This window comes from Variovorax sp. HJSM1_2, assembly GCF_049316285.1.
In the GTDB taxonomy this organism is placed as follows: Bacteria; Pseudomonadota; Gammaproteobacteria; order Burkholderiales; family Burkholderiaceae_C; genus Rhodoferax_B.
Map to the genome: position 1 here is coordinate 25,424 of NZ_JBMOXA010000030.1, position 14,263 is coordinate 39,686.

General features: G+C 63.3%; 13 protein-coding genes. 7 read left to right on the forward strand and 6 right to left on the reverse strand.

Going from position 1 to position 14,263, the window contains the following annotated elements; genetic code table 11:
* Positions 1-67: 67 nt before the first annotated feature.
* Positions 68-1,438, forward strand: a complete 1,371-nt coding sequence (locus ACFQ95_RS22410; RefSeq protein ID WP_422834626.1) for an EAL domain-containing protein — start codon at positions 68-70, stop codon at positions 1,436-1,438.
* A gap of 6 nt (positions 1,439-1,444) precedes the next feature.
* Here the strand turns inward: ACFQ95_RS22410 and ACFQ95_RS22415 are convergent, their stop codons facing one another.
* From ACFQ95_RS22415 to ACFQ95_RS22425, 3 genes are all read right to left on the reverse strand, one after another.
* Positions 1,445-1,993: a GAF domain-containing protein gene (locus tag ACFQ95_RS22415; protein WP_422834627.1), complete on the reverse strand. Its 549-nt coding sequence runs from the start codon at positions 1,991-1,993 to the stop codon at positions 1,445-1,447.
* A 73-nt stretch (positions 1,994-2,066) separates the two neighbouring features.
* A complete protein-coding gene (locus ACFQ95_RS22420; RefSeq protein WP_422834629.1) occupies positions 2,067-3,419 on the reverse strand; it encodes an MFS transporter in 1,353 nt (450 codons plus the stop codon).
* A gap of 61 nt (positions 3,420-3,480) precedes the next feature.
* Positions 3,481-4,716 (reverse strand): amidohydrolase family protein, encoded by a 1,236-nt coding sequence (locus tag ACFQ95_RS22425; protein ID WP_422834631.1) that lies wholly within the window; start codon positions 4,714-4,716, stop codon positions 3,481-3,483.
* Between the two features lie 141 nt (positions 4,717-4,857).
* On the opposite strand from ACFQ95_RS22425, the gene ACFQ95_RS22430 reads away from it, so the two are divergent.
* Positions 4,858-5,799, forward strand: coding sequence for a LysR substrate-binding domain-containing protein (locus tag ACFQ95_RS22430; protein WP_422834632.1), 942 nt, complete (start codon positions 4,858-4,860; stop codon positions 5,797-5,799).
* Here ACFQ95_RS22430 and recQ read toward each other — a convergent pair.
* Entirely contained in the window at positions 5,792-7,699 is a 1,908-nt protein-coding gene (recQ, locus tag ACFQ95_RS22435; RefSeq protein WP_422834633.1) for a DNA helicase RecQ, read from the reverse strand. The genes ACFQ95_RS22430 and recQ overlap by 8 nt on opposite strands.
* Positions 7,700-7,908: 209 nt before the next feature.
* On the opposite strand from recQ, the gene ACFQ95_RS22440 reads away from it, so the two are divergent.
* From ACFQ95_RS22440 to ACFQ95_RS22450, 3 genes are all read left to right on the forward strand, one after another.
* Positions 7,909-8,952 carry a homocysteine S-methyltransferase family protein gene (locus ACFQ95_RS22440; protein ID WP_422834635.1) on the forward strand — a complete coding sequence of 348 codons (1,044 nt, stop codon included), beginning with the start codon at positions 7,909-7,911 and terminating at the stop codon, positions 8,950-8,952.
* 80 nt (positions 8,953-9,032) lie between these two features.
* Positions 9,033-9,680, forward strand: a complete 648-nt coding sequence (locus tag ACFQ95_RS22445; RefSeq protein WP_422834637.1) for an SH3 domain-containing protein — start codon at positions 9,033-9,035, stop codon at positions 9,678-9,680.
* Positions 9,681-9,734: 54 nt separating this feature from the next.
* Complete coding sequence (locus tag ACFQ95_RS22450; RefSeq protein ID WP_422834639.1) at positions 9,735-10,385, forward strand: RraA family protein; 651 nt, start codon at positions 9,735-9,737, stop codon at positions 10,383-10,385.
* A 2-nt stretch (positions 10,386-10,387) separates the two neighbouring features.
* Here ACFQ95_RS22450 and ACFQ95_RS22455 read toward each other — a convergent pair whose 3' ends face one another.
* A complete protein-coding gene (locus ACFQ95_RS22455) occupies positions 10,388-10,894 on the reverse strand; it encodes a glutathione peroxidase (RefSeq protein ID WP_422834640.1) in 507 nt (168 codons plus the stop codon).
* A gap of 15 nt (positions 10,895-10,909) precedes the next feature.
* Positions 10,910-12,190, reverse strand: a complete 1,281-nt coding sequence (gene lplT / locus ACFQ95_RS22460; RefSeq protein ID WP_422834642.1) for a lysophospholipid transporter LplT — start codon at positions 12,188-12,190, stop codon at positions 10,910-10,912.
* 154 nt (positions 12,191-12,344) lie between these two features.
* On the opposite strand from lplT, the gene alr reads away from it, so the two are divergent.
* Together alr and ACFQ95_RS22470 are read left to right on the forward strand one after the other, a co-directional pair.
* On the forward strand, positions 12,345-13,493 hold the full coding sequence (gene alr / locus ACFQ95_RS22465; RefSeq protein ID WP_422834644.1) for an alanine racemase: 1,149 nt from the start codon (positions 12,345-12,347) through the stop codon (positions 13,491-13,493).
* Positions 13,490-14,257, forward strand: a complete 768-nt coding sequence (locus ACFQ95_RS22470; RefSeq protein ID WP_422834646.1) for a hypothetical protein — start codon at positions 13,490-13,492, stop codon at positions 14,255-14,257. Before alr ends, ACFQ95_RS22470 begins: the two co-directional genes overlap by 4 nt.
* The last annotated feature ends 6 nt before the right edge of the window (positions 14,258-14,263 follow it).

Consider the following 14,263-nt stretch of genomic DNA (forward strand, 5'->3'; position numbering starts at 1 on the left):
GTGCATCCCGAGAAAATACCTGGTCGGCCCCTCGGCCATCGTAAACACGTTCTCACGTAAAACAACTATGCAAAGCTTGCGCGGTACCCAGGAGATCAGTGGCGACAAGGCCCGGCAATTGCGCCGCATGCGGCGCATATTGCAGATCTGGGCCGCCGGCATGGTTCTGGGCGGCTCGTTCTTCGGCATCAACCTCGCGCTGCGAGGTGATTGGTTCATGACGGCCATGGAGGCCCAACTGGTTCTCACGGGTGTGTTGGCCTTCTGGCTGGCGCGCCATGACCAACCACGTTATGCGGCTTTGGCCATGATGGTCAGCCTGTTTTTCACGCTCTGCCTGGTGTGTGGCACCCAGGACCTCGCCACCGCCAAGGTGCCACGCACCTCGCACATCTTTTTTCTGGCCATGGGCATGGCCACGTTCCTGATGTTCAAGGGCGAGGGCTGGTGGTTGCGCCATGGCCTCACGCTCATCAGCTTCTCGGCCTTTGTGTTCTTTGCGAGTTCTTCCACCGGCTGGCCGCAAGGCGAGCCGGTGCCAGATAGCTTGCGTGGGCCCTGGGCCTGGGGCACCACCGTTTTCGGCCTGGTTGTGCTTTATGCCTTGCTGGTGGTCATGCAGTCGAGCATGGTGGAGCGGCATTCGCTGTCTATCGACCTGCGCAACGCACTGGCCAACCGCCAGTTCGTCCTGCATTACCAGCCTCAGGTCGGTGCCCAGGGGCAGGTGATTGGCGCGGAGGCTTTGCTGCGCTGGCCGCTGCCCGAACATGGCATGGTGTCGCCGGGCGAGTTTGTTCCATTGGCTGAGCAGAGCGGCTTGATCCTGCCGCTGGGTGAATGGGTGCTGGAGACCGCGTGTAAAACCCTGGTGAACTGGGCCGGCACGCCGCACACGGCGCATCTCACGCTTGCCGTAAACGTGAGTGCGCGGCAGATGGCGCAGCCCGACTATGTCGAGCAGGTGGTGCAGGTACTCAAGGCCTCGGGCGCCAACCCCAAGCGGCTCAAGCTGGAACTGACCGAAAGCTCCCTGGTGCAGGACGTGGAGGACACGGTGGTCAAGATGAGCGCGCTCAAGGCGCTGGGCGTGCAGTTCGCGATGGACGATTTCGGCACCGGTTATTCATCGCTCAACTACCTCAAGCGCCTGCCCCTGGACCAGTTGAAGATAGACCAATCGTTTGTGCGCGACGTGCTCACCGATCCCAATGACGCGGCGATCGCGCGCACCGTGGTGACCTTGGGCCAGACGCTGGGCCTGGATGTGATCGCCGAAGGGGTGGAGACGGTGCGCCAGCAGCAGTTTCTGCGCGAGATCGGCTGCCACAGCATCCAGGGTTATCTGGTCAGCCGCCCGCTGCCGCTGGCGGAGTTCGACGCGTTCTTGCGGGCCTATGGCGAGAACGCTGCAGCGCCACCGGCCAAGGTGGCTTGAGCCGGATCAAACGCTGTCGAGCTTGCTGATGTCCAGCCCGGCCACGGCCTCCAGTGCGTTCGACTTTTCGGCCAGGAATACCGGCGTGCACATGGCCGCAATCAGCGCCAGCAAGGGCGGGCTCACGTGGTCGTAGGCCGCGCGATGGTTTAGCAGGTTGAGCGAACCTATCACTTCGCCGCCAAACCAGATCGGGATGTTCAGCACCGAGTGCAGGCCATGCTGGATCAGCATCTCGGACTCCGAGAACACGCTGCGGATGTCGTTCTCGTGGCTGCCCACGTAGACCAGGCCTTCGTCCAGCACCCGGCTCGACCACGGGCCCTTGCCCGTGGCCTTGAAGCCGCCCAGGGGGCTGATGTTGCCATCCGACGTGTAGATGCGGCCCATCAGGCGCTGCGCCTTGAGGTAGACCAGCGCAGTGAACAGCCGGTGGCCGAACAAGTCCTGCAGCAACTCGGAGATCACCTCCCACTGGCGCGCCGGGGTATCGGCGCGACCCAGTTCGTGTGCGGCCTTGGCTATGCGCACTTGCGGGAACGCTGTGGCGCTCATTGGTGCACCCTTCGGCCTGCGGCCTGTCCAGCCAAGCGGGAGCGAGCTTGCTTGGGGCGGCCCTGCGCGGCGCTCATGCGGCAATCTTCTCGAGCGACACGCCGTGGGTGTTCTTGCCAAAGAGCAGGATGCCCAGGCCGCCGACAAACAACACGCCGGTCATCATGGCAAACACACCACCAAAACCCAGCACCGGATATGCGGCGCCGACGATGGTGGGCGAGGCGATGGAGCCTATGCGCGCAAAGGCCGATGCCGCACCCATGCCGGTGGCACGGATGGAGGTGGGGTAGATCTCGGCGGTGTAGGTGTATTGCGCCGCGATGATGCCGTTCATGCCGAAAGACAACAGCATGCTCAGGTTGACGATGGACGAGTCACCACTCGCAAACGCCAGGCCCAGGGCGGCCAGGCAGGACACCACCATATAGGCCAGTATGGTGTACTTGCGGCCAATCTTGTCATTGAAATAAGCGGCTGAGTAGTAGCCCGGAATCTGTGCCAGGTAGATCAGGATGGTGAACGAGAAACTCTTGGTGATGGTGAAACCACGCGCCACCAGCAGGCTTGGAATCCACACCAGAAACGCGTAGTAGCAGAACAGCACCGAGATCCACAGGATCCAGATCACCAGGGTGGTCTTGCCGTGCTCGGCGCCAAACAGCGCTGCGAACTTGGCCCAGGTGCTGGAGGCGGCAGCGCCGCTGGTGGTACGTGGCCCCATCACCGGCGCCGGCAGTGGGCGGCCGGTGGAGCGTTGTACCGATTCTTCAATCTTGCTGCAGATGTCGGCCGCCTCCTGGGTACGGCCGACGTTTTCGAGCCAGCGTGGCGACTCGAACAGGGACCGGCGCCACCACAGCAGAAACACCACCGGCACCGAGGCGATGATCATGATCCAGCGCCAGCCATCGTCGCTCAGCGGCACGATGAAGTAGCCCAGCAGCGCCGACAGCACAAAACCAAACGAGAAGAAACCCGCCAGTGCGCCAGTAAAGCGGCCGCGGTAGCGGCAGCTCACGAACTCGGCCAGGTAGGGCGCGATGATGGCGCCTTCAGCGCCCATGCCCACCCCGGCGATCATGCGCAGGATGTAGAACGAGTGGAAGTTGTGCGCAAACGCATTCGCAAACGTGGCCACACAAAACAGCACCAGCGCCCACAACATCACCGTCTTGCGGCCATAACGGTCGCCCAAAATGCCGGAGAGCAAGGCGCCCACCAGGAAGCCCACGTAGGTGCTGCTGGCGATCCAGCCGACTTCCACGCCGGTCAAGCCCCATTGTGTGCGCAGCGACGGGATGATGAAGGCGATGATGCCCGCGTCCAAGGCCTCAAAGGCCAACCCCAGACCTCCAATGATGAGTAGCTTGAAGTGAAAGCTACTGAACGGTAGTCGCTCAAGACGTTCTGAGACGGTGTGCATGATGAGGGAAGCCTTTGGGTTAAGAGATGGGGTTCACTGGCCGGGCATGTGTGCTGACGTTTCAGTCACACGTGTTTTTGTGGATCTCGCCATTGCGCAGGATCAGCTTGAGGGCGCTGTCGTGTTGCGTCAGCAGCGCGATGTCTTCGAGCGGATTGCCGTCCACGAGCAAGAGGTCGGCATAGGCGTTCTCCACCACCTCGCCGAGCAAGCCGGTCTGGTTCAGGATCTCGGCGCCTATCAGCGTGGCTTGTTGCAGCGTCTTGGCCGCACCCAGCACCTTGCTGCGCAGCAGCAGTTCGTCGGACTGCATGTAGTGGGTTTCGCCCAGCAGGTCGCTGCCAAAACCCATCTTCACGCCGGCGGCGTCCAGCACTTCCAGCGCCTTCAGGCCGTTGGTGCGCACCTTGGCAATTTTTTGCACCGACTCTGCGGGCAGGCCGTACTTCGCGCCTTCATTCGCCAGCCCTTCGTAGGTGATGAGTGTGGGCACCATGTAGGCGCCTTGTTCGGCCATGAGCTTGGCGGTATCGGCATCGACCAGGTTGCCGTGTTCAATCGTGCGCACACCACAACGCACGGCGCGCGAAATCGCTTGCGGCGTGTAGGCATGGGCCATCACGTAGGTGTTGGCGTTGTGCGCTTCCTCGACGATGGCCTTCAGTTCGGCCTCGGAGAAGCCCAGGTTGTTGATCGGGTCGTTGGGCGAAGCCACGCCGCCCGAGGCCATGACCTTGATCTGGGTGGCGCCTTTCAGAATCTCTTCGCGCACGGCCAGGCGGCAAGCGTCCACACCATCCACCACGCGGCCGATGTTGCCAATCTTGTAGGCACACGAGCACGGGTCTAGTGTGTCGTTGCGCGCGCGGAAGTCACCGTGGCCACCGGTCTGCGACAAGGCCTTGCCGGCGCAGAACAGGCGCGGGCCGGGCACCAGCCCGGTACGCACGGCCTCGGCCAAGGCCCAGTCGGCGCCACCCGCGTCACGTACCGAGGTGAAGCCGCGGTCCAGCATGCCCTTCATGATGGGCAGTGCGCGCAGCAAGGCCAGGGCGTTGGGCAAATTGGCCACCGTGCCCAGGTTGAAGGCCGAGGCCACCACGTGTACGTGACAGTCGATCAAGCCGGGTATCAGCGTCATGCCGCGCCCGTCTATCACCTGCGCGCCTTCCACACTCAGCGGCTCGGCGCTGATGCGTTGAATCAAGCCTTCATCCAGCAGCACATGCTGAAGAGGCGTGAGGGAAAGATTCCGGGTATCCAGAATCCGCACGTTTTGAAGAACGATCGCTTGCATATTGAATTGGGCCAGAATGGATGGCCATAGACACCTGATATGGCGTTGACTCTAAAGGCAACGTTATGAAAAAGTTCATCCATTTACGGTGTTGGCCGAGCCAAAAATTCGTACCCCTATGACTGCCACTCATACCCCGCCATGCGTAGACGGTGCCCCACTATTTCGGAATTGAATGCGTTTATTTCCTCGGCGCGGCATTTGTCGTTTTCCAAGGCCGCGAAGGAATTGTTTGTCACGCAAAGCGCCATCAGCCGGCACATCGCCACGCTGGAGAGTTATCTCGGCCACGCCTTGTTCATCCGCGGTGTGAATGGTCTGGAGCTGACGCAGATCGGCGGCACTTACCTGAAACTGGTGCGCCCGGCCATGCATTCGCTGGAAGCCGCCACCTCGCAGGTGATGTACACGGCGCCCCAATCGCAGTCGCTCAACCTGTCGGTGGCGCCAACGTTTGCCGCGAATTGGTTGTTTCCTCGCTTGAATGCCTTCAGGGCGGCGCATCCGCTGATTTCGATCAACTTCGTGCGCTACCGCACCATCGACAACATGCAGGTCGAGACCGATTGCGATGCCTCCATCCAATATGGCTACGGCGACTGGCCCAGTGCCGAGGCCACCTATTTGGCGGGCAAGGAAACCTGCGTCGTGTGTTCGCCGCAATACCGCGACGAGCAGCGCATTGGTGATGTCGAGGATTTAAAACGCTGCGTGCTGCTGCAGCACATCGAGCTGCCGCTGTCGTGGGAAGACTGGTTTGCGGCTTACGTTGGTGGTTATGAATCGGCGCGTTTCGGGCCGGGGTTCAATCTGTTTTCAATGCTGATCCAGGCCGCCGCCACGGGCATGGGCCTGGCGTTGATCCCCGCGTGTCTGATCGAACGTGAGTTGGCCTCGGGTGAACTGGTCGAGCCCCTGGGGCGTCGCTTCGAGAGCCCGCTGGGCTATTACCTGTGCGCGCCCAATTCGCAGACCGACCTGGAGAGTTACCGCCTGTTTGGCGAGTGGCTGCGGCACGAGTCCTTGCACGCGGCAGTGGATACCAGCGACGGCGCCGCCTGCCGCTACTGCGGCCCTACATAGAACTCACGCGCAGCACTTCGGCGCCGTAGGCTTCGAGCTTTTTCGCACCAATGCCGCTGATGCCGTGCAGGTCGTCCAGCGACTGCGGTGCGCGCTGGGCGATGGCCGCCAGCGTGGCGTCGTGGAAGATCACATAGGCTGGCAGGTTGTGTTGCTTGGCCACCTCGGCGCGCCAGGCCTTGAGGTTGATGAAGCGCACTTCGGCATCCGGCCCCAGGTTGGCGGCCGCTGCGGCGGCGGCCTGGGTGCTGCGGCGTGTGCGCTTGGGCGCCGCGGCCGCGGTGGTTTCGCGCAACTGCACGGCGGTTTGGCCACGCAGCACGGCGCGTGAACCTTCGGTCAGGCACAGGGTGTCGAAGCTGAAGCCGGCATCGGTGGTGACCTTCTGCAGGCCCACGGCACCCACGGCCAATAGTTGGCGCAGCACGCCGCGCAACTGCTGTTCGCTGAAGTCCTTGCCCAGGCCGAAGGTGGAGAGTTTTTCGTGGCCGAACTGCAGCACCTTGTCGGTGTCTTTGCCACGCAGTATGTCCATGATGTGGCCGGTGCCGAAGGTCAGGCCGCTGGCTTCGTGTACACGGTAGATGGTGGACAGCAGCTTGCGTGCGGCGTCCGTGCCGTCCCAGACCGCGGGCGGCTGCAGGCAGTTGTCGCAGCTGGCGCATTTCATTCTGGCCACGCCGCCGTCCTGGCTGGTTTGGCCGGGGGCGCCCAATCCGTAGGTTTCGCCAAAGTAGCCGAGCAGGCGCACGCGGCGGCAGTCGGTGGCCTCGGCCAGCGCGAGCAGCGCATCGAGCTTGCCACGCATCACTTCCTTGAAGGTTTCGGCGGCGGGGCTTTCATCAATCATGCGGCGCTGGTTCACCACGTCCTGCAGGCCATAGGCCATCCAGGCGTGTGCGGGCAGGCCGTCGCGGCCGGCACGGCCGGTCTCCTGGTAGTAGCCCTCGATGTTTTTCGGCATGTCGACGTGGGCGACAAAACGCACATCGGGTTTGTCTATGCCCATGCCAAAGGCGATGGTGGCGACCATGACGATGCCGTCTTCGCGCAGGAAGCGGTCCTGGTGCAGCTGGCGCTGCTCCACCGGCAGGCCCGCGTGATAAGGCAAGGCGTTGATGCCGGCGTTTTGCAGGGTGGTGGCCAGCTCTTCCACACGTTTGCGTGACTGGCAATACACCACACCCGCGTCTTCCGGGTGTTCACGCTCGATGAAGCGCAGCAACTGGGTGGTGGCGTCTTTTTTCTCGACGATGGTGTAGCGGATGTTGTGCCGGTCGAAGCTGCTGACAAACTGCCCGGCGGCTTCGAGTTGCAGGCGCTCGACGATGTCGGCGCGCGTCAGCGCATCGGCCGTGGCGGTCAGCGCAATACGCGGCACACCGGCGTAGCGTTCATGCAGCACCGTCAGGCCGCGGTACTCGGGGCGGAAGTCGTGGCCCCATTGGCTCACGCAGTGGGCTTCGTCAATCGCGAACAGACTCAGTTGGCCGCGCTGGTGCAGGCCGTCCATCAGCTCGAGAAAGCGTGGCGTGGTCAGCCGCTCGGGGGCGGCGTAAAGCATGGTGATCTCACCGCGCGCCAGGCGGCGCTCCACGTCGAGGGCCGCTTGCCAGTCGAGTGTGGAGTTGAGAAACGCCGCCTCCACGCCGGCCTCGTGCAGCGCGCCCACCTGGTCGTGCATCAGCGCGATCAGCGGCGACACCACGATGGTGATACCGTGCCCCATCTGCTGGCGCACGATGGCCGGCACCTGGTAACAAAGGCTTTTGCCGCCGCCCGTGGGCATCAGCACCAGGGCGTCGCCGCCCTGGATGACGTGTTGGACGATGGCCTCTTGCGGGCCACGGAACTGCTCGTAGCCAAAGACTTCGTGCAGAACGGAATGCGCGGTGGACAAACGAAATACTCTTGATTTGATAGCTGGATGCGCTACTGTGGTGTGCGCTGGGGGCCGTTTTTTCTCAAGAAGAACAAGAGGATGGCGCGGCGCCCGACAAGCCCCTATTGTGCGCGGTGCGTGGCGCCCGCTCCACAGATGGCGTGCAACAGAGCGACAACTCAGCCGTTGGGCCGGTGAGGGCATGCACTGCTACTTAAAATGCCAGCATGCAAGCCCGCCCCTACACCCGCGCAGCCCAGCTGCCCACCATCCTGTCCCAACGCATTGCCATCCTCGATGGCGCCATGGGCACCATGATCCAGCGCTTCAAGCTCAACGAGGCGCAGTACCGGGGTGAACGCTTCAAAGACTTCCACAAAGACGTGAAGGGCAACAACGAGTTGCTGAGCCTGACCCGGCCCGACGTGATCACCGACATCCACGAAAAATATCTCGCCGCCGGTGCCGACCTGATCGAGACCAACACCTTTGGCGCCACCACCGTGGCCCAGGAAGACTATGACATGGCCGACCTGGCGCGCGAGATGAACCTCGCTTCCGCCAAGCTGGCGCGCGCCGCCTGCGACAAATACAGCACGCCCGACAAACCGCGCTTCGTGGCCGGCGCCCTGGGCCCTACACCCAAGACCGCGAGCATCAGCCCCGATGTGAACGACCCTGGCGCACGCAACGTCACGTTTGAGCAATTGCGTGCCTCGTATCTGGAGCAAACCCTGGCGCTTATAGAAGGTGGCTCCGACGTGCTGCTGGTGGAAACCATTTTCGACACGCTCAACGCCAAGGCCGCGCTGTTCGCCATCGACGAAGCCTTTGAGATCTCGGGTGAATACCTGCCCATCATGATCAGTGGCACCGTGACCGACGCCTCTGGCCGCATCCTGTCGGGCCAGACCGTCACCGCGTTCTGGAACAGTGTGCGCCACGCCAAGCCACTGACCATAGGCCTGAACTGCGCCTTGGGCGCCACGCTGATGCGCCCCTACATCCAGGAGCTGAACCGTGCCGCGCCCGACACCTTCATCAGCTGTTATCCCAACGCCGGCCTGCCCAATCCCATGAGCGATACCGGCTTTGACGAAACCCCTGAGGTCACCAGCCGCCTGGTGCACGAGTTCGCCGCCGCTGGGCTGGTGAACGTGGTCGGTGGCTGCTGCGGTACCACGCCAGACCACATAGGCGCCATAGGCCGCGCCGTGGCGTCGACCAAGTCGCGCCCCTTGTTTTACGCCGAGCCTGCCGAAGCCGCTTAAAAAACCATAGGGCAACGGCCTACATCGGCGGCCTGCATGCCCGGTGTAGGATGAATTCTTCGCATCGAGGAGTTCCGCCCATGGCATCGATTGCCCGTTCCCTGGGGTTGCAAGTGATCGCGGCTACGGCCCTGGCCCTGCCCCTGGGGGCAAGCGCCCAGCAGACCGCAGTCATCAGCGCCTTGCTCAATCTGCGTGCCGGACCCAGCCCCGACTTCCCCGTGGTGGCCGTGCTGCAGCCGGGTGTGGCCGTGGCCGTGCAAGGGTGTATCACCGGCTATAGCTGGTGCGACGTGGTGGTGGACGGCAACCTGCGCGGCTGGGTCTTCGCCCAGTATCTGCAATACCCGAACGGGCCGCTGGCCGTGCCGTTCAGCTCGGCCGCCATTGGTATCGGGGTACCCATTGTTGCCTTTAGCCTCGGTATGTACTGGGGCAACTATTACGCCGACCGCCCTTGGTATGGGCGCCCGCCGCCTGGCTGGGGGCGGCCACCGCCACCGCGCCCACCGGGCATGCGTCCACCGTACCGCCCCGGATATCCGGGCGGCCCCGGCATGGGCCCGGGCCGACCACCCGGTGGTCCCGGCCATGGCGGGCCTCCGCAAGTACGCCCGCCACCGGGCGGTGGCGGGCATCCCGGCGGGCCTGGCGGTGCAAGCCCCGGCCGACCACCCGGTGGCGGCGGTGGTGGTGGTCACCATGGCGGTGGCGGCGGTCGCCACTGAACCAGCAGTGTGTCTTGCGTGCTTCAACTTAAAAAATGACAGGAGACAAAAGAGATGAACGACCCCTTGGTTTTGCGGCTTGAGCAATGTTATTCGGGTGTGCTGCATGACGTGATGCGCGCCATGGGCCTGCGTCAATTCACCCTGCCGGCCACGCTGCGGCCGCTGATTGCGGGGCAAAAGCTCTGCGGCCCGGTGTTCACCGTGCAAGGCCGCGTCGACACCACGGCCGACCCCCACAGCACCTTGCTGGCCTGGACCGGACTGCTGTCCAAGGCCAAGTCCGGCCATGTGCTGTTGATCCAGCCCAACGACTCAACCGTGGCCCATATGGGCGAGCTGTCGGCCGAGACGCTGAAGTTTCGCGGCGTGCGCGGTGTGGTGGCCGATGGCGGGGTGCGCGACGCCGAGTTCATCTTGAAGATAGGCCTGCAGGTATGGCACCGTTACTTCACGCCGCGCGACATCGTCTCCTACTGGTTGCCCGATGCATTTGAGGTGCCGGTGACCATTGGCGAGGTGTTGATCGCGCCCGGCGACTATGTATTTGGCGACACCGACGGCATGGTGCGCCTGCCACGCGCCCAGGCCGAGGCCATCGTGCAGCAAGCCGAGACGGCCATGGGCCAAGAGAATCTGGTGCGCACGGCCATCATGGAAGGTATAGACCCGCAACAGGCCTACCTGCGCCACGGCAAGTTTTAAGGCTAGACGGAGGCCGGTGCCGCCAACGCGGTTTCAAGTTCACCAGCAATGCTGGCCGGGGTGTCCAGCGGCGCATAGCGGCGCAGCACGCTGCCATCGCGGCCAATCAGGAACTTGGTGAAATTCCACTTGATGGCCGTTGTGCCCAATACCCCCGGGGCCTGTGCCGTGAGCCATTGGTACAGCGGGTGGGCCTGCGGGCCCTTGACATCGATCTTGGCCATCATGGGAAAGCTCACGCCGTAGTTCATCTGGCAGAAGCTGGCGATTTCTTCGTTGGCGCCCGGGTCTTGTCCGCCGAACTGGTTGCACGGAAAACCCAGCACCACCAGCCCGCGCGGGCCGTAAGTCTTGTGCAGTTCTTCCAGCCCGGCAAATTGCGGTGTGAAGCCACAGGCGCTGGCGGTGTTCACAATCAACAGCACCTGTTGGCGAAAGTTCGCCAGCGGCACCGGGCGGCCCGCAATGTCCAGCGCTTCAAAGCTGTAGATGTCTGGTGCAACAGCCATGGTATGGCGCTCTTCTCAGTGGGAGTTGTCGTTGCGCGCGATGTCGAGCAGATGTTCCACCGTCTCGCGGTCATGGGTGAGGTTGTGGGCGTGCCAGCGCTGGATCAGCCACATGAAACCCGCCACCACCAAGCCAAACAGCGTGATGGCGCCGAAGGCCGACAAACCCATGCCGGTGGAGAAGGTGTACAACGCGCCCAGGAACAGGATACAGGCCTGCTCGTTGAAGTTTTGCACCGCAATGGAACGGCCCGCACCCATGAGGTTGTGGCCCCGGTGCTGCAGCAGCGCGTTCATGGGCACCACCAAGAAGCCGCCCAGGCCGCCCAGCAGGACCAGAAACGGCGCTGCGACCCAGACGTTGGTGATGAAGTTCAGCAGAATCACCAGCACACCCATGCCAATGCCCAGTGGAATCACCTTGGTCGCCATGTCCAGCTTCATGCGGGCCGAGGCCACCACCGCGCCCACGGCCGTGCCTATGGCCACCACGCCCACCAGACTGGAAGCCTGCGTGGTGCTATAGCCCAGCGCGGCGGCGGCCCAGGCCAGCACGATGAATTTGAGGTTGCCGCTCACGCCCCAGAACAGCGTGGTGGTGGCCAGCGAGATCTGGCCCAGGCGGTCGCGCCACAGGCGCAGATTGCAGCTCCAGAAGTCGGGCAGCAACTCGATGGTGCGCTTGGGCATGGGGCGCATTTCCACGCCGGTATGGGGAATGCGGGTGTTGAACCAGGCGGCCAGCATGTAGACCAGAATCAACACCGCAATCGCCGCTTCCGGTGCGGTGCTGATGCCGGTGTCGATGAACGGAATGTCGATCGCCAGCAGCTTGCCCGAGATCACCGGCCCGACCAATTGCCCGCCGAGCAGCACACCCAGAATGATGGAGCCAATGGTCAGTCCCTCGATCCAGCCATTGGCCTTGACCAACTGTGACGCCGGCAGCAGCTCGGTCAGGATGCCGTATTTGGCCGGCGAATAGGCCGCGGCGCCCAGGCCCACCACGGCGTAGGCGATCAGCGGGTGGGTGCCGAACAGCATCATCAAACAGCCAATGACCTTGATGGCATTGCTGTAGAACATCACCTTGCCTTTGGGCAAAGCGTCGGCAAAAGCGCCCACAAAGGGCGCCAAAATCACGTAAAAGAGCGCAAACATCGGCACCAAAGCCGCTTGTTGCCAAGCTGGGCCGTGCCCGGATCGCAGCAGCTGCACGGCACCTACGAATAAGGCGTTGTCTGCCAGCGAGCTGAAAAACTGCGCTGACATGATGGTGAAAAAACCGCGCTTCATTAATGGCTGTCGACGGCGCCAGTGGGGCTGGCGCGGGTGATAAGTTCGGTTAATCCGGTGCTGCAGTGAAGAATGCGGGTTATATCACGCGGGCCGGTGCCAAAATCATGCGAACCCCCGCAAACCGTGGGGCTCTAAGAATCGCCAACCTAACATGCCGCGCCCAATTCAAGCCATCATCCACACCGAATCCTTGCGCCACAACCTTGCGCGCGCCCGTGCTGCGGCGCCCGATGCGCGCATCTGGGCGGTAGTCAAAGCCAATGCCTACGGCCATGGCATTGAGCGTGTGTATGAGGGTTTACGCGGGGCCGACGGATTTGCCCTGATCGACTTGGACGAAGCCCAACGGGTGCGCCACCTGGGCTGGCGCGGGCCGATTTTGTTGCTCGAAGGCGTGTTTGAACAGCGTGATCTGGAGCTTTGTTCGCGCCTGGGCCTGTGGCACGCCGTGCATTGCGACGAACAAATCGACATGCTGGCCACACACAAGACCAATGTGCCACACCGCGTGTTCCTGAAAATGAACTCGGGTATGAACCGCCTGGGCTTTACCCCGGAACGTTACCGCGCCGCCTGGACGCGGCTGAACCTGCTGCCCCAGGTCGAAGAAATTTCGCTGATGACCCACTTTGCCGATGCCGACGGCCCGCAAGGCATTGCGCAGCAGATGGCCGTGTTCAACGCCGTCACCCAGGACCTGCCGGGTGAACGCACCGTGGCCAACAGTGCCGCCACGTTGCGCCACACGGCGGGTGGCCCGCTGCAAAAGCCCGATCTGGCTGCGCAAGTGGCGGGTGATTGGGTGCGCCCCGGCATCATGGTCTACGGCGGTTCACCCGACTATCCCGAATATGACGCCGCCCACTGGGGCATACAGCCCGCCATGACGCTGCAGGCGCGCATCATTGGGGTGCAGGAAATGGCCGTGGGCGCGGCCTTGGGCTACGGCTCCAGCTTTGTCGCCGAGCAAGCCACACGCATAGGCATAGTCGCTTGTGGTTATGCCGACGGCTACCCGCGCCTGTGCCCCACCGGCACGCCGGTGCTGGTCGATGGTCAGCGCAGCCGCACCTTGGGCCGCGTCAGCATGGACATGTTGGTGGTCGACCTGGCCCATCTGCCCGAAGCCGGCATGGGCAGCATGGTCACGCTGTGGGGCAAGGCCGGCAACGGTGCTGTGGTGTCCATAGACGAAGTGGCCGCCAAAGCCGGCACCGTGGGCTGGGAACTGATTTGTGCGCTGTCGCTGCGGGTGCCGGTGGTGGTCGATCCCGCACCCGAAACTAACGCCTCGCGTTGAATAACCGGTCCAACTGGCGCTCGGTACGTTTGGCCGAGCACCACTTCCAACACCAGATCCGTGCGCGGCACGCCTTGTGGTTACACGGCTGGTGTATTGGGCTGCTGACGCTAGGCTTCACCTGGGGCACATCCACGCTGTTGATGCACCTGGGTGTGCAGTCGCTGGCGCTGCGTTACTTGCTGTCGCTGGGTGTGGGCTACGCCGTATACCTGCTGGTGCTGCGCGCCTGGGCGGCGGCGATGTTGCGCCGATCGGAGTCCGGTGATGCCGATCTTTCATTCGACCTGCCTACCGATGGCACCAGCGGCTGCGGCAACGGGCCTGGCGTTCACGCTGTGCCCGGTGGCATGGATGCAGGCGGTGGCGGCGATTTTGCTGGTGCCGGGGCGAGTGGCGATTTCGCCAGCGGTGCACTGGAAGCCGCCGCCAGCGCCGACGAGGGCGCGGTGATCGCCATTCCCGTGGTGGCCGTGTTCCTGATAGTCTGCGCGCTGTTGTTTGGCGCGGGCGGTTTGCTGCTGCTGTATTTCGGCTCCGAAGCCTTGCTGGCCGTGGTCGTGGAGTTGGCGTTTTCCTACGCCGCTTCCCGGGTCGCCGTGCGGGTGGTGCGCGAGGGCTGGCTGTTGGCCGCCGTACAACTCACCTGGAAACCTTTGCTTGGCGCGCTATTCTGCGCCGTGCTGCTGGGCCTCAGCATCGATCACTTCGTGCCAGCGGCCGATTCTTTGCCACATGCGCTGCAGTTGATGCGCGGGCGCTAGGCCCGC

What these genes read in the sequence shown, in the direction of transcription:
- alr (WP_422834644.1), top strand. Translation starts at nt 12,345, where the DNA reads ATGCCGCGCCCAATTCAAGCCATCATCCACACCGAATCCTTGCGCCAC.
- ACFQ95_RS22440 (WP_422834635.1), top strand. Translation starts at nt 7,909, where the DNA reads ATGCAAGCCCGCCCCTACACCCGCGCAGCCCAGCTGCCCACCATCCTG.
- lplT (WP_422834642.1), bottom strand. Translation starts at nt 12,190, where the DNA reads ATGAAGCGCGGTTTTTTCACCATCATGTCAGCGCAGTTTTTCAGCTCG.
- ACFQ95_RS22420 (WP_422834629.1), bottom strand. Translation starts at nt 3,419, where the DNA reads ATGCACACCGTCTCAGAACGTCTTGAGCGACTACCGTTCAGTAGCTTT.
- ACFQ95_RS22430 (WP_422834632.1), top strand. Translation starts at nt 4,858, where the DNA reads ATGCGTAGACGGTGCCCCACTATTTCGGAATTGAATGCGTTTATTTCC.
- ACFQ95_RS22425 (WP_422834631.1), bottom strand. Translation starts at nt 4,716, where the DNA reads ATGCAAGCGATCGTTCTTCAAAACGTGCGGATTCTGGATACCCGGAAT.
- ACFQ95_RS22445 (WP_422834637.1), top strand. Translation starts at nt 9,033, where the DNA reads ATGGCATCGATTGCCCGTTCCCTGGGGTTGCAAGTGATCGCGGCTACG.
- ACFQ95_RS22415 (WP_422834627.1), bottom strand. Translation starts at nt 1,993, where the DNA reads ATGAGCGCCACAGCGTTCCCGCAAGTGCGCATAGCCAAGGCCGCACAC.
- ACFQ95_RS22450 (WP_422834639.1), top strand. Translation starts at nt 9,735, where the DNA reads ATGAACGACCCCTTGGTTTTGCGGCTTGAGCAATGTTATTCGGGTGTG.
- ACFQ95_RS22455 (WP_422834640.1), bottom strand. Translation starts at nt 10,894, where the DNA reads ATGGCTGTTGCACCAGACATCTACAGCTTTGAAGCGCTGGACATTGCG.
- ACFQ95_RS22410 (WP_422834626.1), top strand. Translation starts at nt 68, where the DNA reads ATGCAAAGCTTGCGCGGTACCCAGGAGATCAGTGGCGACAAGGCCCGG.